At 50.6% G+C, this 17,967-nt stretch carries 22 protein-coding genes and 2 riboswitches; of the genes, 19 read left to right on the top strand and 3 right to left on the bottom strand.

Annotated features, from left to right (window positions below):
• Window positions 1–13 precede the first annotated feature (13 nt).
• The 8 genes from AYW79_RS06205 to zapE all read left to right on the top strand — a co-directional run bounded on the left by AYW79_RS06205 (window position 14) and on the right by zapE (window position 5,591).
• Complete coding sequence (locus tag AYW79_RS06205; RefSeq protein ID WP_067563270.1) at window positions 14–397, top strand: competence type IV pilus major pilin ComGC; 384 nt, start codon at window positions 14–16, stop codon at window positions 395–397.
• The gene (locus AYW79_RS06200; RefSeq protein WP_179123058.1) at window positions 375–866 is read left to right on the top strand and encodes a pilus assembly FimT family protein; all 492 of its coding nucleotides are present in this window, start codon (window positions 375–377) and stop codon (window positions 864–866) included. The genes AYW79_RS06205 and AYW79_RS06200 overlap by 23 nt, the downstream gene beginning before the upstream one ends.
• A 45-nt stretch (window positions 867–911) precedes the next feature.
• On the top strand, window positions 912–1,256 hold the full coding sequence (locus tag AYW79_RS06195) for a hypothetical protein (RefSeq protein WP_067563263.1): 345 nt from the start codon (window positions 912–914) through the stop codon (window positions 1,254–1,256).
• Window positions 1,257–1,299: 43 nt separating this feature from the next.
• A complete protein-coding gene (locus tag AYW79_RS06190; RefSeq protein ID WP_143216154.1) occupies window positions 1,300–1,734 on the top strand; it encodes a hypothetical protein in 435 nt (144 codons plus the stop codon).
• Window positions 1,718–2,104 (top strand): hypothetical protein, encoded by a 387-nt coding sequence (locus AYW79_RS06185; RefSeq protein WP_067563254.1) that lies wholly within the window; start codon window positions 1,718–1,720, stop codon window positions 2,102–2,104. The genes AYW79_RS06190 and AYW79_RS06185 overlap by 17 nt, the downstream gene beginning before the upstream one ends.
• A gap of 88 nt (window positions 2,105–2,192) precedes the next feature.
• On the top strand, window positions 2,193–2,708 hold the full coding sequence (locus AYW79_RS06180) for a shikimate kinase (RefSeq protein WP_067563251.1): 516 nt from the start codon (window positions 2,193–2,195) through the stop codon (window positions 2,706–2,708).
• Window positions 2,709–2,736: 28 nt separating this feature from the next.
• Window positions 2,737–4,650: an asparagine synthase (glutamine-hydrolyzing) gene (asnB, locus tag AYW79_RS06175; RefSeq protein ID WP_067563248.1), complete on the top strand. Its 1,914-nt coding sequence runs from the start codon at window positions 2,737–2,739 to the stop codon at window positions 4,648–4,650.
• 14 nt (window positions 4,651–4,664) lie between these two features.
• Entirely contained in the window at window positions 4,665–5,591 is a 927-nt protein-coding gene (gene zapE / locus AYW79_RS06170) for an AFG1/ZapE family ATPase (RefSeq protein WP_067953067.1), read from the top strand.
• Between the two features lie 103 nt (window positions 5,592–5,694).
• On the opposite strand, the gene AYW79_RS06165 is transcribed toward zapE, so the two are convergent.
• Both AYW79_RS06165 and AYW79_RS06160 read right to left on the bottom strand, forming a co-directional pair.
• On the bottom strand, window positions 5,695–6,525 hold the full coding sequence (locus AYW79_RS06165; RefSeq protein WP_067563245.1) for a YqhG family protein: 831 nt from the start codon (window positions 6,523–6,525) through the stop codon (window positions 5,695–5,697).
• Between the two features lie 14 nt (window positions 6,526–6,539).
• On the bottom strand, window positions 6,540–8,204 hold the full coding sequence (locus AYW79_RS06160) for a DEAD/DEAH box helicase (protein WP_067563244.1): 1,665 nt from the start codon (window positions 8,202–8,204) through the stop codon (window positions 6,540–6,542).
• A 175-nt stretch (window positions 8,205–8,379) separates the two neighbouring features.
• Window positions 8,380–8,485, top strand: a riboswitch (glycine riboswitch).
• 3 nt (window positions 8,486–8,488) lie between these two features.
• Window positions 8,489–8,569: riboswitch (glycine riboswitch) on the top strand.
• Between the two features lie 93 nt (window positions 8,570–8,662).
• On the opposite strand from AYW79_RS06160, the gene gcvT reads away from it, so the two are divergent.
• Genes gcvT through efp form a run of 5 tightly spaced genes read left to right on the top strand, consistent with a single transcriptional unit; the run spans window position 8,663 to window position 13,692 of the window.
• Complete coding sequence (gene gcvT, locus AYW79_RS06155) at window positions 8,663–9,763, top strand: glycine cleavage system aminomethyltransferase GcvT (RefSeq protein ID WP_067563240.1); 1,101 nt, start codon at window positions 8,663–8,665, stop codon at window positions 9,761–9,763.
• A gap of 33 nt (window positions 9,764–9,796) precedes the next feature.
• On the top strand, window positions 9,797–11,143 hold the full coding sequence (gcvPA, locus tag AYW79_RS06150) for an aminomethyl-transferring glycine dehydrogenase subunit GcvPA (protein ID WP_067563237.1): 1,347 nt from the start codon (window positions 9,797–9,799) through the stop codon (window positions 11,141–11,143).
• A complete protein-coding gene (gcvPB, locus tag AYW79_RS06145) occupies window positions 11,140–12,615 on the top strand; it encodes an aminomethyl-transferring glycine dehydrogenase subunit GcvPB (protein WP_067563235.1) in 1,476 nt (491 codons plus the stop codon). The genes gcvPA and gcvPB overlap by 4 nt, the downstream gene beginning before the upstream one ends.
• 33 nt (window positions 12,616–12,648) lie before the next feature.
• Window positions 12,649–13,086: a type II 3-dehydroquinate dehydratase gene (aroQ, locus tag AYW79_RS06140; protein ID WP_067563231.1), complete on the top strand. Its 438-nt coding sequence runs from the start codon at window positions 12,649–12,651 to the stop codon at window positions 13,084–13,086.
• A 48-nt stretch (window positions 13,087–13,134) separates the two neighbouring features.
• Complete coding sequence (gene efp / locus AYW79_RS06135; protein ID WP_067563228.1) at window positions 13,135–13,692, top strand: elongation factor P; 558 nt, start codon at window positions 13,135–13,137, stop codon at window positions 13,690–13,692.
• 61 nt (window positions 13,693–13,753) lie between these two features.
• Here efp and AYW79_RS16255 read toward each other — a convergent pair whose 3' ends face one another.
• The gene (locus tag AYW79_RS16255) at window positions 13,754–13,882 is read right to left on the bottom strand and encodes a hypothetical protein (RefSeq protein WP_269449049.1); all 129 of its coding nucleotides are present in this window, start codon (window positions 13,880–13,882) and stop codon (window positions 13,754–13,756) included.
• 172 nt (window positions 13,883–14,054) lie between these two features.
• On the opposite strand from AYW79_RS16255, the gene AYW79_RS06130 reads away from it, so the two are divergent.
• From AYW79_RS06130 to AYW79_RS06105, 6 genes are read left to right on the top strand one after another with little or no spacing between them, the layout of a single operon-like run.
• Window positions 14,055–15,062 carry an AAA family ATPase gene (locus tag AYW79_RS06130; protein ID WP_067563225.1) on the top strand — a complete coding sequence of 336 codons (1,008 nt, stop codon included), beginning with the start codon at window positions 14,055–14,057 and terminating at the stop codon, window positions 15,060–15,062.
• A complete protein-coding gene (locus tag AYW79_RS06125; RefSeq protein WP_067563222.1) occupies window positions 15,002–15,532 on the top strand; it encodes a stage III sporulation protein AB in 531 nt (176 codons plus the stop codon). The genes AYW79_RS06130 and AYW79_RS06125 overlap by 61 nt, the downstream gene beginning before the upstream one ends.
• A gap of 29 nt (window positions 15,533–15,561) precedes the next feature.
• Window positions 15,562–15,765: a stage III sporulation protein AC gene (gene spoIIIAC, locus AYW79_RS06120; protein ID WP_067563219.1), complete on the top strand. Its 204-nt coding sequence runs from the start codon at window positions 15,562–15,564 to the stop codon at window positions 15,763–15,765.
• A 6-nt stretch (window positions 15,766–15,771) separates the two neighbouring features.
• Window positions 15,772–16,158 carry a stage III sporulation protein AD gene (spoIIIAD, locus tag AYW79_RS06115; protein WP_067563216.1) on the top strand — a complete coding sequence of 129 codons (387 nt, stop codon included), beginning with the start codon at window positions 15,772–15,774 and terminating at the stop codon, window positions 16,156–16,158.
• A 42-nt stretch (window positions 16,159–16,200) separates the two neighbouring features.
• The gene (spoIIIAE, locus tag AYW79_RS06110) at window positions 16,201–17,463 is read left to right on the top strand and encodes a stage III sporulation protein AE (RefSeq protein WP_067952918.1); all 1,263 of its coding nucleotides are present in this window, start codon (window positions 16,201–16,203) and stop codon (window positions 17,461–17,463) included.
• A 6-nt stretch (window positions 17,464–17,469) separates the two neighbouring features.
• Entirely contained in the window at window positions 17,470–17,961 is a 492-nt protein-coding gene (locus AYW79_RS06105; protein WP_067563212.1) for a stage III sporulation protein AF, read from the top strand.
• The last annotated feature ends 6 nt before the right edge of the window (window positions 17,962–17,967 follow it).

Below are 17,967 nucleotides of genomic sequence, written 5' to 3'. Positions count from 1 at the left end.
GGGGAGCGGAATCGTGCGTACAAATTTTCGGTGGCGCCATCGTGAACGAGAGCGCGGATTCACATTAATTGAAATGGTCGTAGCGCTGTTTATCGCAGCCGTTATCATGGCCATAACCTTACCCAATTTGCAGGTGGCAGGTCAGAAGGCGGCTGAAACAGCGTGCGAAGGAAATCAACGCGTGATACGAGCAGCCCTCACCGAATACGATTTGACCTTTCATACATTTCCCGTAGAAGCAACGTCTGCACTCGTTATTACAGATTTAAAAAATGCAGGGTTTTTGGATTCCACCCCCGATTGTCCGAGTGGGGGGAACTATATTATCACGATTGCTCCTAATGGTACAACTGCGACGGTTAGCTGTTCTGTTCATGGGCAACTTGGCAATCAATGACATGGTGGTCATGAAGAAAATGACGTTAGGATCGAGTGCGAAAGGGTACTCGCTCTTGGAGTTGATGGTCGCAATTGCGGTAATCACCTTTGCGCTCGGGATTGCGTTGCCTGATATGCTTCACTCACTTCAACGGGCAAATGTGAAGAGTACATCTGCGATCGTTGCGAGTGATCTGCGCGATACACAGGTGCGTGCTGAATGGTCTGGGCGATTTCAAGATTTGAGATTCGATCCACAAGGAACACAGTATTATCGATACGATGCACTAATTGGTGCATTCGGAGCAGCCAAGTTTGCGCCGTTTGTCGTGTTTGAACAAGGGTATCTTCACTTGCAAAACTCCACCATACGGTATTATGCGTCAGGAGATGTGAGTGAGTCGGGTACGGTCTATTTTCAAGATGCATTTGGTGACCTCAGTGGGTTCACCATTTATCTCGGGCGAGGCGAAATACGCAATCGTTGAAAGAATGGGCATTGCGTTACCCGGGTTAGAAGGGAGGGTTAATGCATGACATTCATGGAGATTCTTCTCGCAATGGTTGTGATGTCACTTGTCAGTATGCTCACTGTGGCGGGAGGAGAGCAGAGTATGCAGGCGCTAAGGAGAACCATGGCTGATCAACAAATCATGTTTATGACGCAAGGTGAGCTTGAGCAAGCCGCACGAGCCTGTCAGGAGGGATTGCCGATTGCGCAGGTTTCATTTCTCACGCTGGATGGAACATCATTTACAATTTATCGGAACGCCATTCACGCTGGCGCCCATTTATACGAAATTGTCTGCACAGTGCAATCTCCTCAGAGTGACACAAGCCCTCCACACAGCCTTTTCGTGTGGCAGGAAGGCCCATAGGACTTCCGTTGCAAGGATGCTCCGTGATCCATGTGGACTCACATTGGTTGAGGCGATAATGAGCCTGTCACTCACCGTCGTTTTGATCAGTGCACTGCTTCCGCTCTTGTTTTTTTCAAGTCAAGAATTAGAAAAGATTCAATCCCTATCCGCTGTTCAACACGATTTGTGGAATGTGAGCATCGCTTTTGAGCATGATCTTCGCGCTGCAGATCAGTTGACCTATTACAACAATGGACAAATTTACTTCACCATGCCAAACCTTGTCGTGGATGAATACCGCATCTCTCCATATTCTTCTCTTTTGATCGAAGCTAAAAATGGCGCGGGGACACTCGTCGTGGCTTCGACACTAAAAGGCATCTCTTATTCATTAATGCAGGGGGGAGGCGTTCGCGCGACACTCTTTTATGGATCGCGTCCGCCCTATCACTCTGCAATCTGGGAGGGGTCCTTCGGGATTGGAACGACAAAATGAATACGGATTTGCTCTACCTGTAAGCTTAGGTATCCTCTTCATCGTTGCCGTTGTCACAGCGACAAGCGTCTATCTGGCGACTGCTGACGCCAAGCAAACAGCACTTGAATGGCAAATGATACAGGCAAAAGATACGGCTCGCTCAGGAATCGCAGTTGCGCTATCTCAGTTGAGGGGAGGGAAGATCATTCGCCAACAAAGAATTCGATTTCAGAGCGGGTATGCAGATGTTGTAGAGACTTCCAATGCAGTTTCTACGATCTATAATCTATTGTCTGTTGCACAAACAGTGTATGGCGCAAGCGCGACAGTTTTTACAACGTATAACCAAACCGCTCAGCGAATCGTTTTTGTTCAAGAAACGCCGTAATTGAAAACAGGTCATTCAGGACTTCCTCATCTTGCGAGATGCAAGATGAGGAAGGGTGTGTTACGATAAATTGAGGGGTGTAGACGTGATGTGGATTTCTTTGATCGGCTTTACCGGGTCGGGCAAGTCAACGGTAGGTCGCGCACTAGCGTACACCTATGGACTCCTTTGCTATGATCTTGATGCATGGATTGAGCGAAAAGAGGGGGAGCGTATCTCAACACTCTTTGCGAGATACGGTGAAACGCATTTTCGCAAATTGGAACACGAAACATTGACTGATTTGCTGAATCACTATCCACCTGGTGTACTCGTGACAGGCGGTGGAGCAATTTTAATGGAAGCGAGTCGTCTACAAATGCGCGAAAAATCATTTGTTGTTTCTTTACACGTCCCACTCGCGATTGTCAGGGAGCGGTTGCGAAATGACCGCCAGAGGCCACTTTTGCAAGGTGACAATTTTGATGAACGATTGAATTCACTTTTTTATGAACGAGAAAAACAATATCAATTCTCACATTTTTTGCTGAATCGAATCGACATTGAACATGATATTCACAAAATCTACGGCAGTTTTTTAGATCACGTCGTACAAATTCGCTGATTGAGCCATTCTAAAAGGGGCATTTATTGTGTGTGGAATAGCTGGATTGTATCATCGTGTCGGAGCGCCGATCGAGCGCGAAACACTCGCTCGCATGAACGCCGCGATCATCCATCGGGGTCCAGATGATGACGGGTTTTATTTTGATGGTCCTGTTGGGCTTGCTTTTCGGAGATTATCCATCATTGATTTGGAGGGTGGACATCAACCGCTCTCTAATGAAGATCAGACGGTGTGGGTCGTCTTTAATGGTGAGATCTATAATTTTAAAACACTTCGTGAAGATCTCGTAGAGCGTGGGCATTCGTTTGCGACAGACAGCGACACGGAAGTGATCGTTCACCTCTATGAGGAGTATGGTTTTGATTTTGTCAACCATTTGCGCGGAATGTTTGCGATTGGACTTTACGACCAGAGGCGTGATCAATTGCTCTTGGTACGCGACCCGTTTGGCATTAAACCGCTTTATTATACAGTGCTTGATGATGTGGTTGGGTTTGGCTCAGAGATTAAAAGTCTTCTAGAGATACCGGGAATCTCTCGCGATGTGGATCGCGAATCGTTTTGGCATTACTTAACTTTCCAATACGTCCCCGACCCTAATACGATGATTTCGTCCATCAAAAAACTGCGACCTGCGCACATGTTGATTATCCGCGGAAGGGATATTACTGAAAAAAGGTACCAGCATGTGACGTTTGAGCCCGTTTTGCGACCGATCGAATCCTATATTGAAGAGACGCTCGATGTATTGAGAGACTCTGTCAAGGTTCACATGAACAGCGATGTTCCAAGAGGCGCCTTTTTATCTTCGGGTGTTGATTCAAGTGCGATTGTTGCATTACTCAAAGAATTGGAGGACGTTCAGACCTTTACGGTAGGGTTTGAGGGAGCAGGCGGGCAATCAGAGATCGAATACGCGCGTGAAACGGCTTCGCTATTGGGTACGACGCATCGAGATACCATCATATCTGCGTCTGAGTACCTCGAAATGTTGCCGCGGCTGATTTATCAACAGGATGAACCAGTTGCAGATCCTTCTGCGATCGCCCTTTATTTTGTTTCACAACTTGCGAGTCAGTATGTTACCGTAGTGCTTTCTGGAGAAGGGGCGGACGAGCTGTTTGGCGGTTATACCATCTATCGCGAACCTCTTTCGCTCAGGATGTTTGATTACCTTCCGATGAGCATGCGCAGGAACCTTGGACAATTTGCGCAGCTTATTCCTGAAGGCACAAAAGGGCGCAGTTATCTGATTCGGGGTTCCAAAAAAGTATCTGAACGCTTCTTTGGAAATGCTAATCTTTTCACAGAAGATGAGAAGCGGGCGTTTGCCTTTGAACCAAGACCAAAGATACGTTCTACTGAAATTACAGCGCCTCACTATGAACGCGCGTCTGGGCTGGATGATGTGACAAAGATGCAGTATGTCGATCTGCACACGTGGCTGCCCGGAGATATCCTGATGAAGGCTGACAAGATGACGATGGCGAACAGTCTTGAATTGCGTGTTCCTTTTTTGGACAGTGAGGTGTTTCGCGTGGCTCGTCAGATTCCTGCGGCGTATCGGATGATGAATGGGACAACGAAGTATGTGCTGCGACAAGCAGTAAAGTCATTGCTTCCAGAACCTGTCTACACGCGAAAAAAACTCGGATTTCCTGTTCCGACGCGCACGTGGCTTAGAAATGAGCACTATGCGTTTGCGCGCGATGTTATTTTACAGAGTGATGTACCCGAGCTTTTTGACAAGGATGAAGTCTTGCGGATGCTTGAAGATCACAGGGCGGGAAGAAAAGATCACGCCAGAAAGATTTGGTCAATCGTAATTTTTTTACTCTGGCACGATGTTTACATTACGAGACGGCGACCGTTTGTTTCGGAAATTCCGGTCTCCGTTCATATGCGTCGAACAAGTGAAAGTATGAAAGTGACTGTATAGACAGGAGTGAGGTCATGTCATTTTCAAGCATGAATTCATTGCTTTCCAATCGTATTCCGAAACCGCAGAAGAGATCTGTCAACGAGTGGAGAAAGCATTGGGGACAGCTTGATCAACTGGGTGTTTCAGATGAGGCGATCCGCGCGGCGGAACCTCAATTGATGAGTTTGCTCGAGCAGGAACGCATTTGTGGCGCGTGCCGCGGGTATCCTTTATGTGGAAAGCTGGGGGATGCCAAAGGGATGCGCGACCAACTGGATTATCACGATGGGAACGTACAACTTAAAACGGGCTATTGCGCGCCATATCTTGAGCATCAAGCCATTCGGCGTGCCGCTCGGTATAGCACGTACTCGATTCGCGGAGAGCGTGAGCGAAAGCTTAGTTTTTCAAATTTCCCACTAGAACAGCAAAAGAGAAAGCCACAACTATTTGAGGCGGCTAAAACGTTTGCGCTTTCCTATCGCGCAGGTGATGAGGAAAAAGGAATTTACATTTTTGGCCCTGCGGGCGTTGGCAAGACGCATTTGTTACACGCCATTCTCAATCAACTTGAAGAACGTCGCATTCCAAGCATTTTTGTTCAGGCAGAGTCTCTTTTTGATCGACTGCGCTCAGCGATTGGTCGGGATGAAGAGTTGGAACCGATCCTCGAGGCGTTTTCTTCCGTTCCTGTGCTTGCGATAGACGAACTGGGACATGAACGCGCCAATGAATTCACACTCGAGAAAATGTTTCGGATCATAAACCAACGTTTTGTTCGAAACCTTCCAACGTTTTTTACTAGCAATTTTGAACCTCCGGCGTTGTACCATCGCTTATCGAGTGATCTTCTGCCGTTGGTTGATCCACTGCGCAGTCGAATTATCGGTATGACGAAACTAGCGTATCTCGATGGTGAAGATCACCGCATTGCGACAATGGACGTTTTGGACATGTGATGTCGTCATAACTCTGATTCAGGAGATTGGCTGCTTCCCGAGTTAGAACATCTGGTAAAAGGGTTCGCAAATCGGTTGATGATCTTTGTATGCCGCACTGCGTTTAAGGACCTGGGGCGGTGGCGAGATAAACGAGCGCAAATTGAAGTGGACGCACTTCAATTTTTGGCTCAAACCGCCAAATGGTTTCTGCTTTGCGGAGTTCATACTCTCCTGCCATACTTTTTTGTTGTACCTCATTGGTCTCCAACGTTTCGTTTTCCATACTCTTGTAGTAATTTTCTAGCCGGGAGAGTTCGTCCGTGAGCCGTTTGCGTGCTTCGACAGCCCACATCCCGTCTTTTCTTGAGATATCCATTTTTGTACATTGGAACATAATTTGAAAGAGAGCATCGACGTCAAGCGGCAAGGACATGATCTGGCTCTGTGGCGAACGTGAACTCATAAGCTTTTTTCTCGCCAAGCGAGTCATCGCGTCTGGATACACGCGTTGATCTCGAAGACTGATTGCATAGCTTTCTAAAAAATCGATTCGCCGATCAGACACGAAAGAAATTTTGACTACAAACACGACGTACGGATGCAAAACGGCCCCTTGTTCATAAGCGACCGCAAACGCCCCGCGCTTTTTTGCGCTTGCCTCCATACGCAGCATGCGATAACAGCCGAGCGCGATGCGTTCTTTCTGAACGTCTTGCGGCAGATCTTCTGGAAGCGGAGCATCGTCAAACTGCAAATGAAGGATCGTTTCAGGTGGATTTTCATTCATGGCTTCTGCCCACATCCAAAAGAAGGGCCGATCGGTGAGTTCTTTATCGATCTCCCTTGGCAATTGTACACGTAGTGAATTGGGGGAAGACGGGTGACGCACCGCATTCACACTGTCGAAAAAACGTATCGCCCAGTCCATGAGCGCTTGTGATTCGGATGGCAATCGAAACCCCTCCTTTACGTTGCAGTTCCCTGATGATTGGATGTATCTGAACGTTTCACCCGTTTTGACAGGACGTTCAAACGCGCTTTGATCTCTGATTCATCTCGACTCTCAAGGAGCGCCTCAAGAACATCTTCCTCAAAAGCGCGCGGTCCGAGGATGACATCCAGTTCGCCAATGACTTGCTCAAACATCTGTATTTTGTCTTGAAGCATGCGCACGATGTGCTCTTCAATGGTTCCTTTTGTGCTGAAATTTTGAATATATACAGGACGCGTTTGTCCAACACGGTGAACCCTGCCAATTCGCTGCTCGACACGCATAGGATTCCAAGGGAGATCGTAATTGATCACCTGATTGCAAAATTGCAAGTTAATTCCCTCGCCGCCAGCCTCTGTCGCGATGAGAACCTGAGCTCGCCGCTCAAATAAATCTTTCATCCAATCCTTTTTTCCGCGCTTGTAACCACCGCGAAAAAGTACGGCCTTGATATTGGATTGTTGCAGCATATAGAGTAAAAAGTCCTGTGTCGCACGGTACTCTGTAAACACGATGACTTTGTCATTGATGGACTTAATCAATTCAATGACTTTGGAAATTTTCGTGTATCCAGGCACCGCTTCAGCGAGATGGTAAAGCTCCTGAACGCGCATCGCTTCACTCGGTGTGAGACGGCCTCGTTTCAGCATGCCTTCAAGTGTACCCAACGCAGCGTAGGAACTACTGCAAATTTCGCGTTGGAGTGTTATCAACGCGAGAACACTCCGCTTGCTTTCTTTTCTTCGCATAAACTCCTCGCGCACAAACGATGTGACAGCATCGTAGAGTTCGCGCTCTTCTGTGGAGAGTTCTAGGGGAACGATCTTTACATGGCGCTCTGTGAAATCGACAGCACTTTCGACCCGTCGATTTCTCACCATCACATCAGATAGCGCGTGACGGAGGGCTACCGGATTTTTGGGAGATCGCTTTGTACTTACATGCTCTTTCGTGAAATGTTTGGGATTGCCTAATTGCCCCGGTCGCAAGAGATTGATGAGATTATAGAGTTCTTTCATATCGTTTTGTACAGGTGTCGCAGTCACCAATAACAGATACTTTTTTTGGATCTCATTAATCAATTGCCAATTTCGCGTGCGACTGTTTTTTAGTTTGTGCGCTTCATCGACGATCAGCAAATCGTACGGTTGGGAGAGCACCGCAGCTCGGTGCGGATCTCGCTTGGTCGTGTCAAGAGACGCGACAAGCACGTCATAGGTCGTCCACGACCACTCGTTTCGTTGGGCAAACGCGCGCACCCCAAATTTTTCGTTTAACTCCCGCGTCCATTGAAGGACAAGAGAGGCTGGGACGAGGATAAGCGCTTTTTGCACAAGTCCGCGCACAATGTATTCTTTTAGAATGAGTCCCGCTTCAATGGTTTTTCCAAGCCCCACCTCATCGGCCAAAAGTGCGCGGCCGTGCAGTTCATGAATGACTCGCTTCGCTGTTTCGATCTGATGAGGAAATGGAATGAGATTCGGCAAAACGGATAAACAGCTCAGATCATCCAGGGAGTGTTGGGTCGACCGCAATTCAGCTTCATAGGCAAGCTGAAAAAGCTCAAAACTGCCAACAGGTAGACCACCCCGCTCTTTTAGCGCGCTCAAGAGGTCGTCATGTTCAATGTAGTGTGTCACACGGCACCTCCACAATTTGATGATGATTGTGCCTGCATCTGCATTTTAGCTGTGATGGAAAGAGAGATGCGTCATGGCTGTTTTGCTGCAACACCGCATAGATTACCCAGCAAGACTAGAAATCATTTACGCATCCGCGTATACTACAAGTACATTGTCATAGTGTCATGAGCGAATGAACATCGTGGGAGAGTGCGCAAACACTGCGCCGCCGAAGGAGCAAGGGAAGGGGAGCGGTCCCTAACCGGAATCTCTCAGGTATAAAGTACCGCGGTGGGACGCCACTCTGGAGAGTGTCGACGCTTTGTCGACCACCCACGGGGAACACTGCGAAAGCAGCCGAACTCTCAGGTTAGAGGACAGAGAAGACCCGAGCTTATTCGGTGTCTTCTTTTTGCATTTTAGTGCCATACGCAGCACGCTCTACAGTACGATGATCCTTGAGAGGGGAATGCTTCTTGACATTAAAACGCACACCACTCTTTCCTTTGTATGATCGCTATGGCGGAAAAACAGTGCCATTCGGCGGGTGGGATATGCCTGTTCAGTATCGCGATGGCATCCTTCAAGAACACATCGCTGTGCGCACGCGGGTCGGACTGTTTGATGTTTCCCATATGGGTGAGTTTGAGTTTTCAGGTGAAAATGCGGAGTCAGCGATCAATCGGCTCATTACGAATGACGTGACGCGCCTTCAAATTGGGCAGGCGCTCTATTCACCTGTGTGCCATGAAAACGGCGGAACGGTGGACGATGTCCTCGTCTATCGACTCGCCGAGGATCACTTCATGGTTGTCGTCAATGCGGCAAACATTGAAAAGGATTTTAACCATTTTCGAGCGTGCGAACCAAATGCTGTAATCAAGGATCGCTCAAAAGAGTTGGCTCTTCTCGCACTTCAGGGACCTCAGGCGGTCGACTTCCTTGAGACAGTTGCAGATCAATCGGTCAGGTCCATTCCCTATTACCACTTTTTACAGAACGTCTCGGTTTTCGGAATTTCGTGCCTGGTATCGCGGACGGGGTACACTGGGGAAGACGGGTTTGAACTTTACGTTCATCATCGTGACGCGCAGGCGTTGATGAGCGCCATTTTGGAACAGAAGGAATATCCCGTTATCCCTGTCGGACTCGGCGCGCGCGATACACTTCGCTTAGAAGCACGTTTGCCACTCTATGGACATGAACTGGGAGACGACATTTCGCCGCTGGAGGCTGGGCTGTCCCCATTTGTCAAACTGGATAAGGAAACGTTTGTGGGACGTGATGCACTTCTCGCTGAGCGCGAAAAGGGTGTCGCGCGTAAACTGGTCGGCTTTGAACTGACGGAGCGGGGGATTGCCCGCGCCGATTGTGACGTATTTTTTGAAGGGGAGCGAATTGGTTTCGTCACCTCAGGCACATTCTCGCCTACGCTTCAAAAAAGCATCGGTCTCGCGCTCATCGATGCGCGCTTTGCCGAAGTGGGACGAACATGTGAAATCGATGTTCGCGGGAAGCGTTTGCAGGCCGTTTTTGTGAAGACACCTTTTTATCGCCGACCAAAAACCATTTCGTAGTGCAGAAAATTGTAAAGCAGGATGGAGATGGATATGCAATCATTTAGCTATATTCCAAACACGGAACAGGATCGCCGCGAGATGCTAGCGACGATCGGCGTCGATTCGCTTGACGCGCTCTTTTCAGATATTCCAGATGCGGTTCGCTTTAAGGGGTTACTCAATCTTCCAGACGCCATGAGCGAGTATGAAATGATGAACGAACTCAAACGGCTTGCCCGCCAAAATGTTTCACTGGAGGATGCAATATCGTTTCTCGGTGCAGGCGCTTACCAGCATGTGATTCCAAGCGTCGTCGATGCAATGATCAGCCGCTCAGAATTTTATACAGCCTATACGCCCTATCAACCGGAAATCAGTCAGGGAATTCTACAGGCCATCTTTGAATATCAGACGCTTATGGCAGAATTGACCGGTCTTGACGTGTCAAACGCCTCACTCTATGACGGTGCGACTGCGATCGGCGAAGCGGCGATGATGGCTTGCTCACACACAAGACGCAATCGCGTACTCGTGAGTGCTACGGTCAACCCGGATTATCGCGCAGTGCTTGATACGTATGCGCGCGGGCAGCATGTGGAAACGGATACCATCGCAGAGATTGATGGCGTTACAGATCACACTGAGCTTGTGGCAAAACTGCAAGACGATGTCGCGGCGGTCGTCCTTCAATATCCTAACTTTTTTGGCACGATCGAAGACGTGCGCGCTGTTTGTGAATTGGCTCACGAAAAAAAGGTGCTCGTGATCGTATCGACAAACCCAATCGCGCTTGGACTTCTGGAGTCACCTGGGGCGCTTGGCGCGGATATTGTCGTTGCAGAAGGGCAGCCACTCGGGAATTCGCTGTCTTTTGGCGGTCCCTATCTCGGCATCATCACCGTCAAAGAAGCACTCTTGCGCAAACTGCCGGGGAGAATTGCCGGACAGACGGTCGATCGTGAAGGCCGGCGCGGCTTTGTACTCACACTTCAGGCGCGCGAACAGCATATCCGGCGCGAGAAGGCCTCCTCAAACATCTGCTCCAATCAAGCGCTCAATGCATTGGCCGCATCGGTGTATTTAAGCTATATGGGACCAGATGGACTGTATGATGTCGCGAAGCAGTGTCTGGCGAAGGCACACTATGCGCGAGACTGCTTTATAAAAGCTGGTGCGAAAGCGGTTCATCAGGCAGCTTTTTTCCACGAATTTGTGCTTGATCTTGGACCTCGCTCAGAGCAAATACTCGACACGCTCAAAAAAGACAACATCTTTTTCGGCGTTCCTCTTCGCAGTTTAGGGTCGCGCTATGAAAATGCAGTACTTCTGGCTGTGACAGAAGTTCACGCCAAAAGCGCGATTGACGAAGTGGCGAACCGATTGGAGGGATTGTTGTGAGTCGACAGGCAGAAAACTTTCCGCTTATTTTTGAGCGAAGCAAACCAGGCCGCAAAGCGTACAGCCTACCCGTGCTTGATGTGCCAGATGTTGAATTGTCTACCGTGGTTCCGGACGGCTACCAACGAAAGGAAATGGCGGCACTCCCTGAGATCAGTGAGGTTGATCTGGTTCGACACTATACAGGGCTCTCGACACGCAATCACGGCGTAGACTCTGGATTCTACCCGCTCGGGTCCTGCACGATGAAATACAATCCGAAGCGAAACGAACTGGCGGCGCGACTGACAGGATTTTCGCAGATCCATCCGCTCCAACCGACAGAGACGGTGCAAGGGGCGCTTACCCTTCTTTACCGACTTCAAAATCACCTCTCTGAAATAACAGGGATGGACGCAGTCAGCCTTCAACCGGCAGCCGGTGCGGCGGGTGAGTGGACCGGTCTCATGATGATCCGCGCGTATCACGAGGCGCGGGGTGAAAAACGCACGCGTGTCATTGTGCCCGATTCGGCGCACGGGACAAATCCGGCAAGCGCGGCAGTGGCCGGATTTACGACCATTACGATCCCGTCCAATGAGCGCGGAGGCGTCGACCTCGAGGCGCTGCGCGATGCCCTTGGGAACGATACGGCGGCGCTGATGTTGACAAATCCGAGCACGCTTGGATTATTTGAGGAAGACATTGTGGAGATCGCAGATCTCGTTCATCGCGCAGGTGGCCTGCTTTATTACGACGGTGCGAACGCGAATGCGATTCTCGGGCAGACCAGACCTGGCGATATGGGGTTTGATGTCGTTCATCTCAATCTTCACAAAACGTTTACGACGCCACACGGCGGCGGTGGACCAGGCGCGGGGCCTGTCGGTGTCAAGCGCGACTTGATTCCTTATCTTCCTGTGCCGCGCATTGTACTTCGTGAAGATAACCTTTACGATCTTTCGTTTGACGCCAAAGCGTCAATTGGCAAGGTCAAAGGCTTCTATGGAAATTTTGGCATTCTCGTACGCGCCTATGCGTACATTCTCACGATGGGACCCGTTGGACTCAAACGCGTTTCTGAAGATGCGGTGTTAAATGCGAACTATCTGATGAAACGACTTTCCGAAGCGTATGATGTGGCGTTTGAACGCATCTGCAAACACGAATTTGTGCTCTCCGGACGCACCTTAAAGAAAAACGGTGTCAAAACGCTTGATGTCGCCAAACGGATTCTCGATTTCGGATACCATCCGCCGACGATCTATTTTCCGCTTAACGTTGAGGAAGCGATGATGATCGAACCGACTGAAACGGAAAGCAAAGAGACGCTTGATGCATTCGTTGAAGTGATGCTGCAAATTGCAAAAGAGGCAGAAGAGACACCGGAAATTGTAAAGAACGCACCGCACCAAACCGTGATCAATCGATTGGACGAGACCCAGGCAGCGCGTGCGCCTGTGCTTCGGTATCGGAAACCGACGGTTCTGTGATACAATCATTCGAGACTTACGGGGAGGTCTAGCATGCAACACATTCTTGTCTTGCACGGGCCTAACCTGAATTTGCTCGGAATGCGAGAGCCTGAAGTTTATGGTCGTGAAACGCTCGCTGATCTTGACGTCAAGTTGTATGCGCTGGCAGAATCTCTCGCTGTGCGTGTGTCATCCTTCCAGTCAAACAGCGAAGGGGCACTGATCGACGCGCTCCACAATGCGCGATTGACATGCTCTGGCGTGATCATCAATCCAGGCGCGTATACACACTCCAGTTATGCGATTCGCGATGCAATCGCCGCGATCAACCTACCGACGATTGAGGTGCATCTGTCAAACATTCATGCGCGTGAAGCGTTTCGCAGTACGTCCTTGATTGCACCGGTCTGCGTGGGGCAAATCGCGGGACTCGGAATGATCGGCTATGAACTCGCTTTGCGCGCACTGGCAACTCGTCTCGGCGTTTGAACGTGAAGTGTCTCCACTTGATTTATACAGGAAGGAATGGGTTTTGCGATGATTTCAAGCAATGACTTTCGCACCGGAACAACCATTGAATACGACGGCCAGATTTGGCGCGTCATTGAATTTATGCACGTAAAGCCAGGTAAAGGCGCGGCATTTGTCCGCACGAAACTAAAAAACATCCGCACAGGCGGCGTAAAAGAAACCACGTTTCGCGCGGGTGAAAAAGTTGCGCGCGCGCGGATTGAGAATCGCCAGATGCAATACCTCTACTCTGATGGGGACAACTATACGTTCATGGATAATGAGACGTTTGAACAGTTGAACCTTTCGCGGGAGATGCTTGAATACGAGATTAACTTCCTTAAAGAAAACATGGTTTGCGTTGTCGTTCTATACGATGGACAAGCGATCGGATGCGATTTGCCAAACACGGTAGAATTAGAAGTCGTCGAAACTGAACCGGGAATTCGCGGCGATACGGCGACAGGTGGAAGCAAGCCGGCAAAACTTGAAACAGGATATACGGTTAACGTGCCTTTCTTTATCAATCAAGGGGATCGTCTCTTGATCGACACGCGATCGGGTCAGTATATCTCTCGCGCGTAAACGTATTGCGTGCAGTCTAGTGTGGTTGAAACGTGAAAAGGCGTCCTGTGGGGCGCCTTTTTTACGCCGTGATCACACCTTGTGATTTTGCCGCAGGTTTAAAAAAACTGAGTACGAGAATCATGCAGAGTAGAAAAATAACCAGAAATACGACAATCCATTTCGTAATTGTTGCCACCCCAGAGCCCATTGATAACTCTCCTTCACACCACGCGTTCCCCTCATGATATGCATGTGCGCTACAAGCGTCTCAGGCAAAAGACCAGCGCTTGGCGAGTCTAGCAGTGAAAGATTCGATTGGTATAAACCTTCAACCTGTCCCATATACATGGACTAACCTTCGAGAGATGGGGGGAAAAACCTTGCCTCACCCATCGATAGAATGCCGTGATCACGCGCTGCGCAGCGTCTTACCGTGGCTTCCGCAGGACATTGCTGACGAACTTATGCGCCTTCCATCGGCGATTCGTGAAGGAATGGAAGAGATTCGCCTGCGCGCGGAACGCCCCCTTGAAGTGAGTGGCATCGAGCAAATGCTTCTCAAAAAGGTGACACGCGCACAGATTTCACATGTGGTTCAGGCGATCACAGGTTCTTCACTCTATGCCGTTGAGGCGGAGTTGCGACGAGGGTATATCACCCTTCCGGGGGGGCACCGCGTAGGACTCGCGGGACACGTCTCTCAGAGTGCACAGGCGCAAATTGAAACGATGACACAAATCGGATCGTGCAACATCCGCCTTGCGCGCGCTGTGCTGAATTTTTCGCGCCGACTCGCGCCTATTCTTGTAAAACCACAAGGCAGTGGAATTCGCTCAGCGCTGATTGTGGGACCTCCACGCACTGGTAAGACAACGCTTTTGCGGGATTTGGCAAGAACGATTGGCAGCGGTTCGTTTGACCGCCGACTACCGCGCTTACGCGTGGCAATCGTTGATGAACGGTCTGAAATCGCCGCGTGTCACGAGGGCGTACCACAGTTTGATGTGGGGATATCCACAGATGTGCTTGACGCCGCTCCAAAGATCGCTGGCATGTCGATGATGCTGCGCGCGATGTCACCTGATGTGATCATCACGGATGAGATTGGCGATGCGGGTGACGCGGGAGCGGTTGCCGACGTAACGCGCGCAGGCGTGTCGTTTATCGGCTCGATTCACGGAGGATCACTAGCAGACGTGCGCATCCGCCATCTGCTCGCGGATCTGAGGGCGTCTGGCGCCGTGGAACGATTCATCTTGATCGGTAGATCGGGCAGCGAATTTGCGATACAAAACGTCTATGATGAAACCCTTCGCGAGGTGACAGGATGGGCATCTCCATCGAGCAGTGGGTGGGAAGCGCAGCAGTACTTGCTGCGACAACCCTGATCGGACAGGCGCTCGCCAATCGCATCCGCGATCGTCCTACCAATCTGCGCAGGCTTTGCTCAAGTTTGCGCGTACTCCAAACAGAGATCGGGTTTCGGCGCGCTCCACTTCGCGACGCACTCACACGGGCGGCAACGGCTGCGCGCGGCACACCTGTCGGGCAACTGTTTCAGGATGCGGCCGAAACGCTCACAAAGCCAGGGAGCACGGCTGTCGATAGTCTGGTCGCCGCAGTTCACAAGCATCGCCACGCGTGTTCTATGGAAATGGAAGATGCGCAGGTGATCCTCGATCTCGCGCAGTCACTGGGCGCGACTGGTGCGAGTGACCAAGTGGCATCTTTACAGGCTTCGATCGCCATGCTTGAGGCGCGTGAGCGGGAAGCACTTGCGGTGCGCGATCGGTTTGCGCGCGTCTATCGAACACTCGGTATTTTGGCGGGCGTCGTCGTGGTCATCTTGCTGATCTGAGCGTTTTGCACATAAGGAGGACCACACACATGGGTCTTGATCTACAATTGCTGTTTCAGATCGCGGTCATCGGGATCGCAGCGGCGATTCTTGGAACGCTCCTCAAACAGTCCGGGCGTGATGAGATTGCGACGATGGTCACCATCACATCGCTCCTTCTTGTGACAGCCGTCGTCGTTACACATATCAGCTCGCTGTTCTCACAAATTCGCGCTGTGTTTTTTACCCAATAAGTTGCGATGACCATTTTACCTATTGTTCTCTTCGCCGTAGTGGGTGCGTTTCTCATCATGGTGTTGCGAGAAATCGCGCCGCAGGTCGCCTTCCTCTTGTCACTTGTGATCGCCGTTTTGCTTTTCATTGTGGCGCTTCACCAGGTGACGGGTGTACTTGCACCGCTTGAGAAATTAGCCGCAAGCGCCAATGTCAATCTCGTATTTTTTTCGACAGTTTTAAAGATCATCGGCATCGCCTATGTTGTCGAGTTTGGCGCGCAGATCGCACGTGACGCGGGCGTCGGCAGCATCGCGTCAAAGGTTGAACTGGTTGGAAAGCTGTTGATCATCCTGCTGGCGCTTCCGATTGTGAACGCTGTGATCGACGCTGTCACCCATTTGTTGCCGTAATGGTCAGATGGAAATCAATACGCCACGCAAGGAGGTGAAGCGATGAGAGCCAAACGCTTGCGGCGTATGGTTGTCAGGAGTTTGTTGACCGTCATTTTTTTCGGCTGGTTTCTTGTCGCATTGCCAGCGCACGCGGCAGGGCAGGCGTATGGCGTCTCCGGTCCGCCGCCGCCCGCCGCGCTTGTGAGTTCATCCTCACAGGCGATTCCATCTGCAAGTCTTGACGCGAAGCTGCTTGAGACAAATACGCAGACCACTGCGCTCACGTCCGCGTGGAATAAGCTTGGCGTCGATTACAACGGGTATATTCCAGGCATTTCACAGGGACAGTTGGTCTCATCGTTTTCACCCGGATCGACATCCTTTCCAGTGATCAGCCAGCTTCAAGGGCTCTTTCGTTACTTTTTTAACGCGCTATTCTCGGATGCACGCCTGATCGGCTCGATCGTCATATTGACAGTTCTCGCAACGATCCTTGAGACGATGCAGTCTGCATTCGCGAATGAATCGGTGAGCAAAATCGCATTTTACGCAGTTTATCTCGTGCTCTTTGTGATCGCGCTCTCTTCGTTTCACATCGCGACCGCTGACGCCAATCAGGCGATTGGAACGATGACATCAGTGATGTACGGGTCTCTCCCCGTCCTCCTTTCGCTGATCGTGGCATCGGGAGGACTCACATCGGCCGCCGCGTTTCATCCGCTCATCCTCTTCATTGTCAATACGATGAGTGTCATCGTTCAACACCTTGTGATGCCGCTCATTTTGTTCACGACGGTGCTCTCGATCATCAGTGTCTTGTCAAAGCAATACAGGGTGTCCGAACTCGCCGGCTTTTTGCGGACGACCGCACTCACCATCCTTGGTGTGGGGCTCAGCGCATTTCTTGGCATTATGGCTGTACAGGGACAACTGGCAGGCGTCGCCGATGGCATTTCGCTGCGCGGCGCAAAGTATGTCGCGAGCAATCTGATCCCGATCGTCGGGAAGGCGCTCTCTGACGCGAGCGAATCGATTGCCGGTGCGTCCATCCTCGTCAAGAATGCTACGGGCATTGCAAGTGCTGTTGTACTGCTTCTCATTTGCGCGTTTCCAGCCCTAAAGATTCTTGCGTTATCGGTCGTTTACAACGTGTCTGCGGCCCTTTTGCAGCCGCTTGGCGACACGCCGATCATCTCGCTGCTCTCGACAATGGGGAAAAGCTTGACCCTCGTATTCGCAGCGTTGGCAGCCGTTGGCCTGATGTTTTTCTTCTCACTTGTCATCGCAATCTCGACGACGAACACCGCTGCGTTTGTGAGGTGATGGCGCATGCTACCTGCCGCATCTGATTGGATAAGGCACCTGATTGTGACCATTCTTTTAGCCACGGTGCTTGAGTGGGTACTCCCAAGCGGGGCGATGCAACGCGTTACCAGAATGGTGCTCGGTCTCGTCGTCACGTTGATGCTTCTCAGTCCACTGCGCGCGTTTATGCTCGCGCACGGCAACTACAACCAATTTCTCGCGACGTGGTTTGGTCCGACACTCACCGCACAGGCCATGGGAAATTCCACTTCGTCGTCCTACGCAAACGAACTCGCGCATACGCTGAAAGAAGACTTGTCCCTTGGTCTTTCTGTGAATGTACAGGACGTCGTCGTGGTGACGGGCAATCAGGTTGACAATTCGTCACAAATCACAGGCGTGCGCGTACTTTTGGGGCCATCCTCCTCGCCTAAACAGACGGCTGCCATGGTGACGCAACAGATCGCAACACAATTAGGGTTGAACCCGAGCGCGGTTCAAGTCATTCAGGGATAACGATAG

The sequence above is a fragment of the Ferroacidibacillus organovorans genome (genome assembly GCF_001642725.1).
GTDB lineage: Bacteria > Bacillota > Bacilli > Alicyclobacillales > SLC66 > Ferroacidibacillus > Ferroacidibacillus organovorans.
This window is presented reverse-complemented; position numbering and strand designations above follow the sequence as displayed.

What these genes read in the sequence shown, in the direction of transcription:
- spoIIIAE (WP_067952918.1), top strand. Translation starts at nt 16,201, where the DNA reads ATGAGAGCCAAACGCTTGCGGCGTATGGTTGTCAGGAGTTTGTTGACC.
- AYW79_RS06105 (WP_067563212.1), top strand. Translation starts at nt 17,470, where the DNA reads ATGCTACCTGCCGCATCTGATTGGATAAGGCACCTGATTGTGACCATT.
- AYW79_RS06195 (WP_067563263.1), top strand. Translation starts at nt 912, where the DNA reads ATGACATTCATGGAGATTCTTCTCGCAATGGTTGTGATGTCACTTGTC.
- efp (WP_067563228.1), top strand. Translation starts at nt 13,135, where the DNA reads ATGATTTCAAGCAATGACTTTCGCACCGGAACAACCATTGAATACGAC.
- AYW79_RS06200 (WP_179123058.1), top strand. Translation starts at nt 375, where the DNA reads ATGGGCAACTTGGCAATCAATGACATGGTGGTCATGAAGAAAATGACG.
- AYW79_RS06125 (WP_067563222.1), top strand. Translation starts at nt 15,002, where the DNA reads ATGGGCATCTCCATCGAGCAGTGGGTGGGAAGCGCAGCAGTACTTGCT.
- AYW79_RS16255 (WP_269449049.1), bottom strand. Translation starts at nt 13,882, where the DNA reads ATGGGCTCTGGGGTGGCAACAATTACGAAATGGATTGTCGTATTTCTG.
- zapE (WP_067953067.1), top strand. Translation starts at nt 4,665, where the DNA reads ATGTCATTTTCAAGCATGAATTCATTGCTTTCCAATCGTATTCCGAAA.
- aroQ (WP_067563231.1), top strand. Translation starts at nt 12,649, where the DNA reads ATGCAACACATTCTTGTCTTGCACGGGCCTAACCTGAATTTGCTCGGA.
- AYW79_RS06180 (WP_067563251.1), top strand. Translation starts at nt 2,193, where the DNA reads ATGTGGATTTCTTTGATCGGCTTTACCGGGTCGGGCAAGTCAACGGTA.
- spoIIIAC (WP_067563219.1), top strand. Translation starts at nt 15,562, where the DNA reads ATGGGTCTTGATCTACAATTGCTGTTTCAGATCGCGGTCATCGGGATC.
- spoIIIAD (WP_067563216.1), top strand. Translation starts at nt 15,772, where the DNA reads ATGACCATTTTACCTATTGTTCTCTTCGCCGTAGTGGGTGCGTTTCTC.
- gcvPA (WP_067563237.1), top strand. Translation starts at nt 9,797, where the DNA reads ATGCAATCATTTAGCTATATTCCAAACACGGAACAGGATCGCCGCGAG.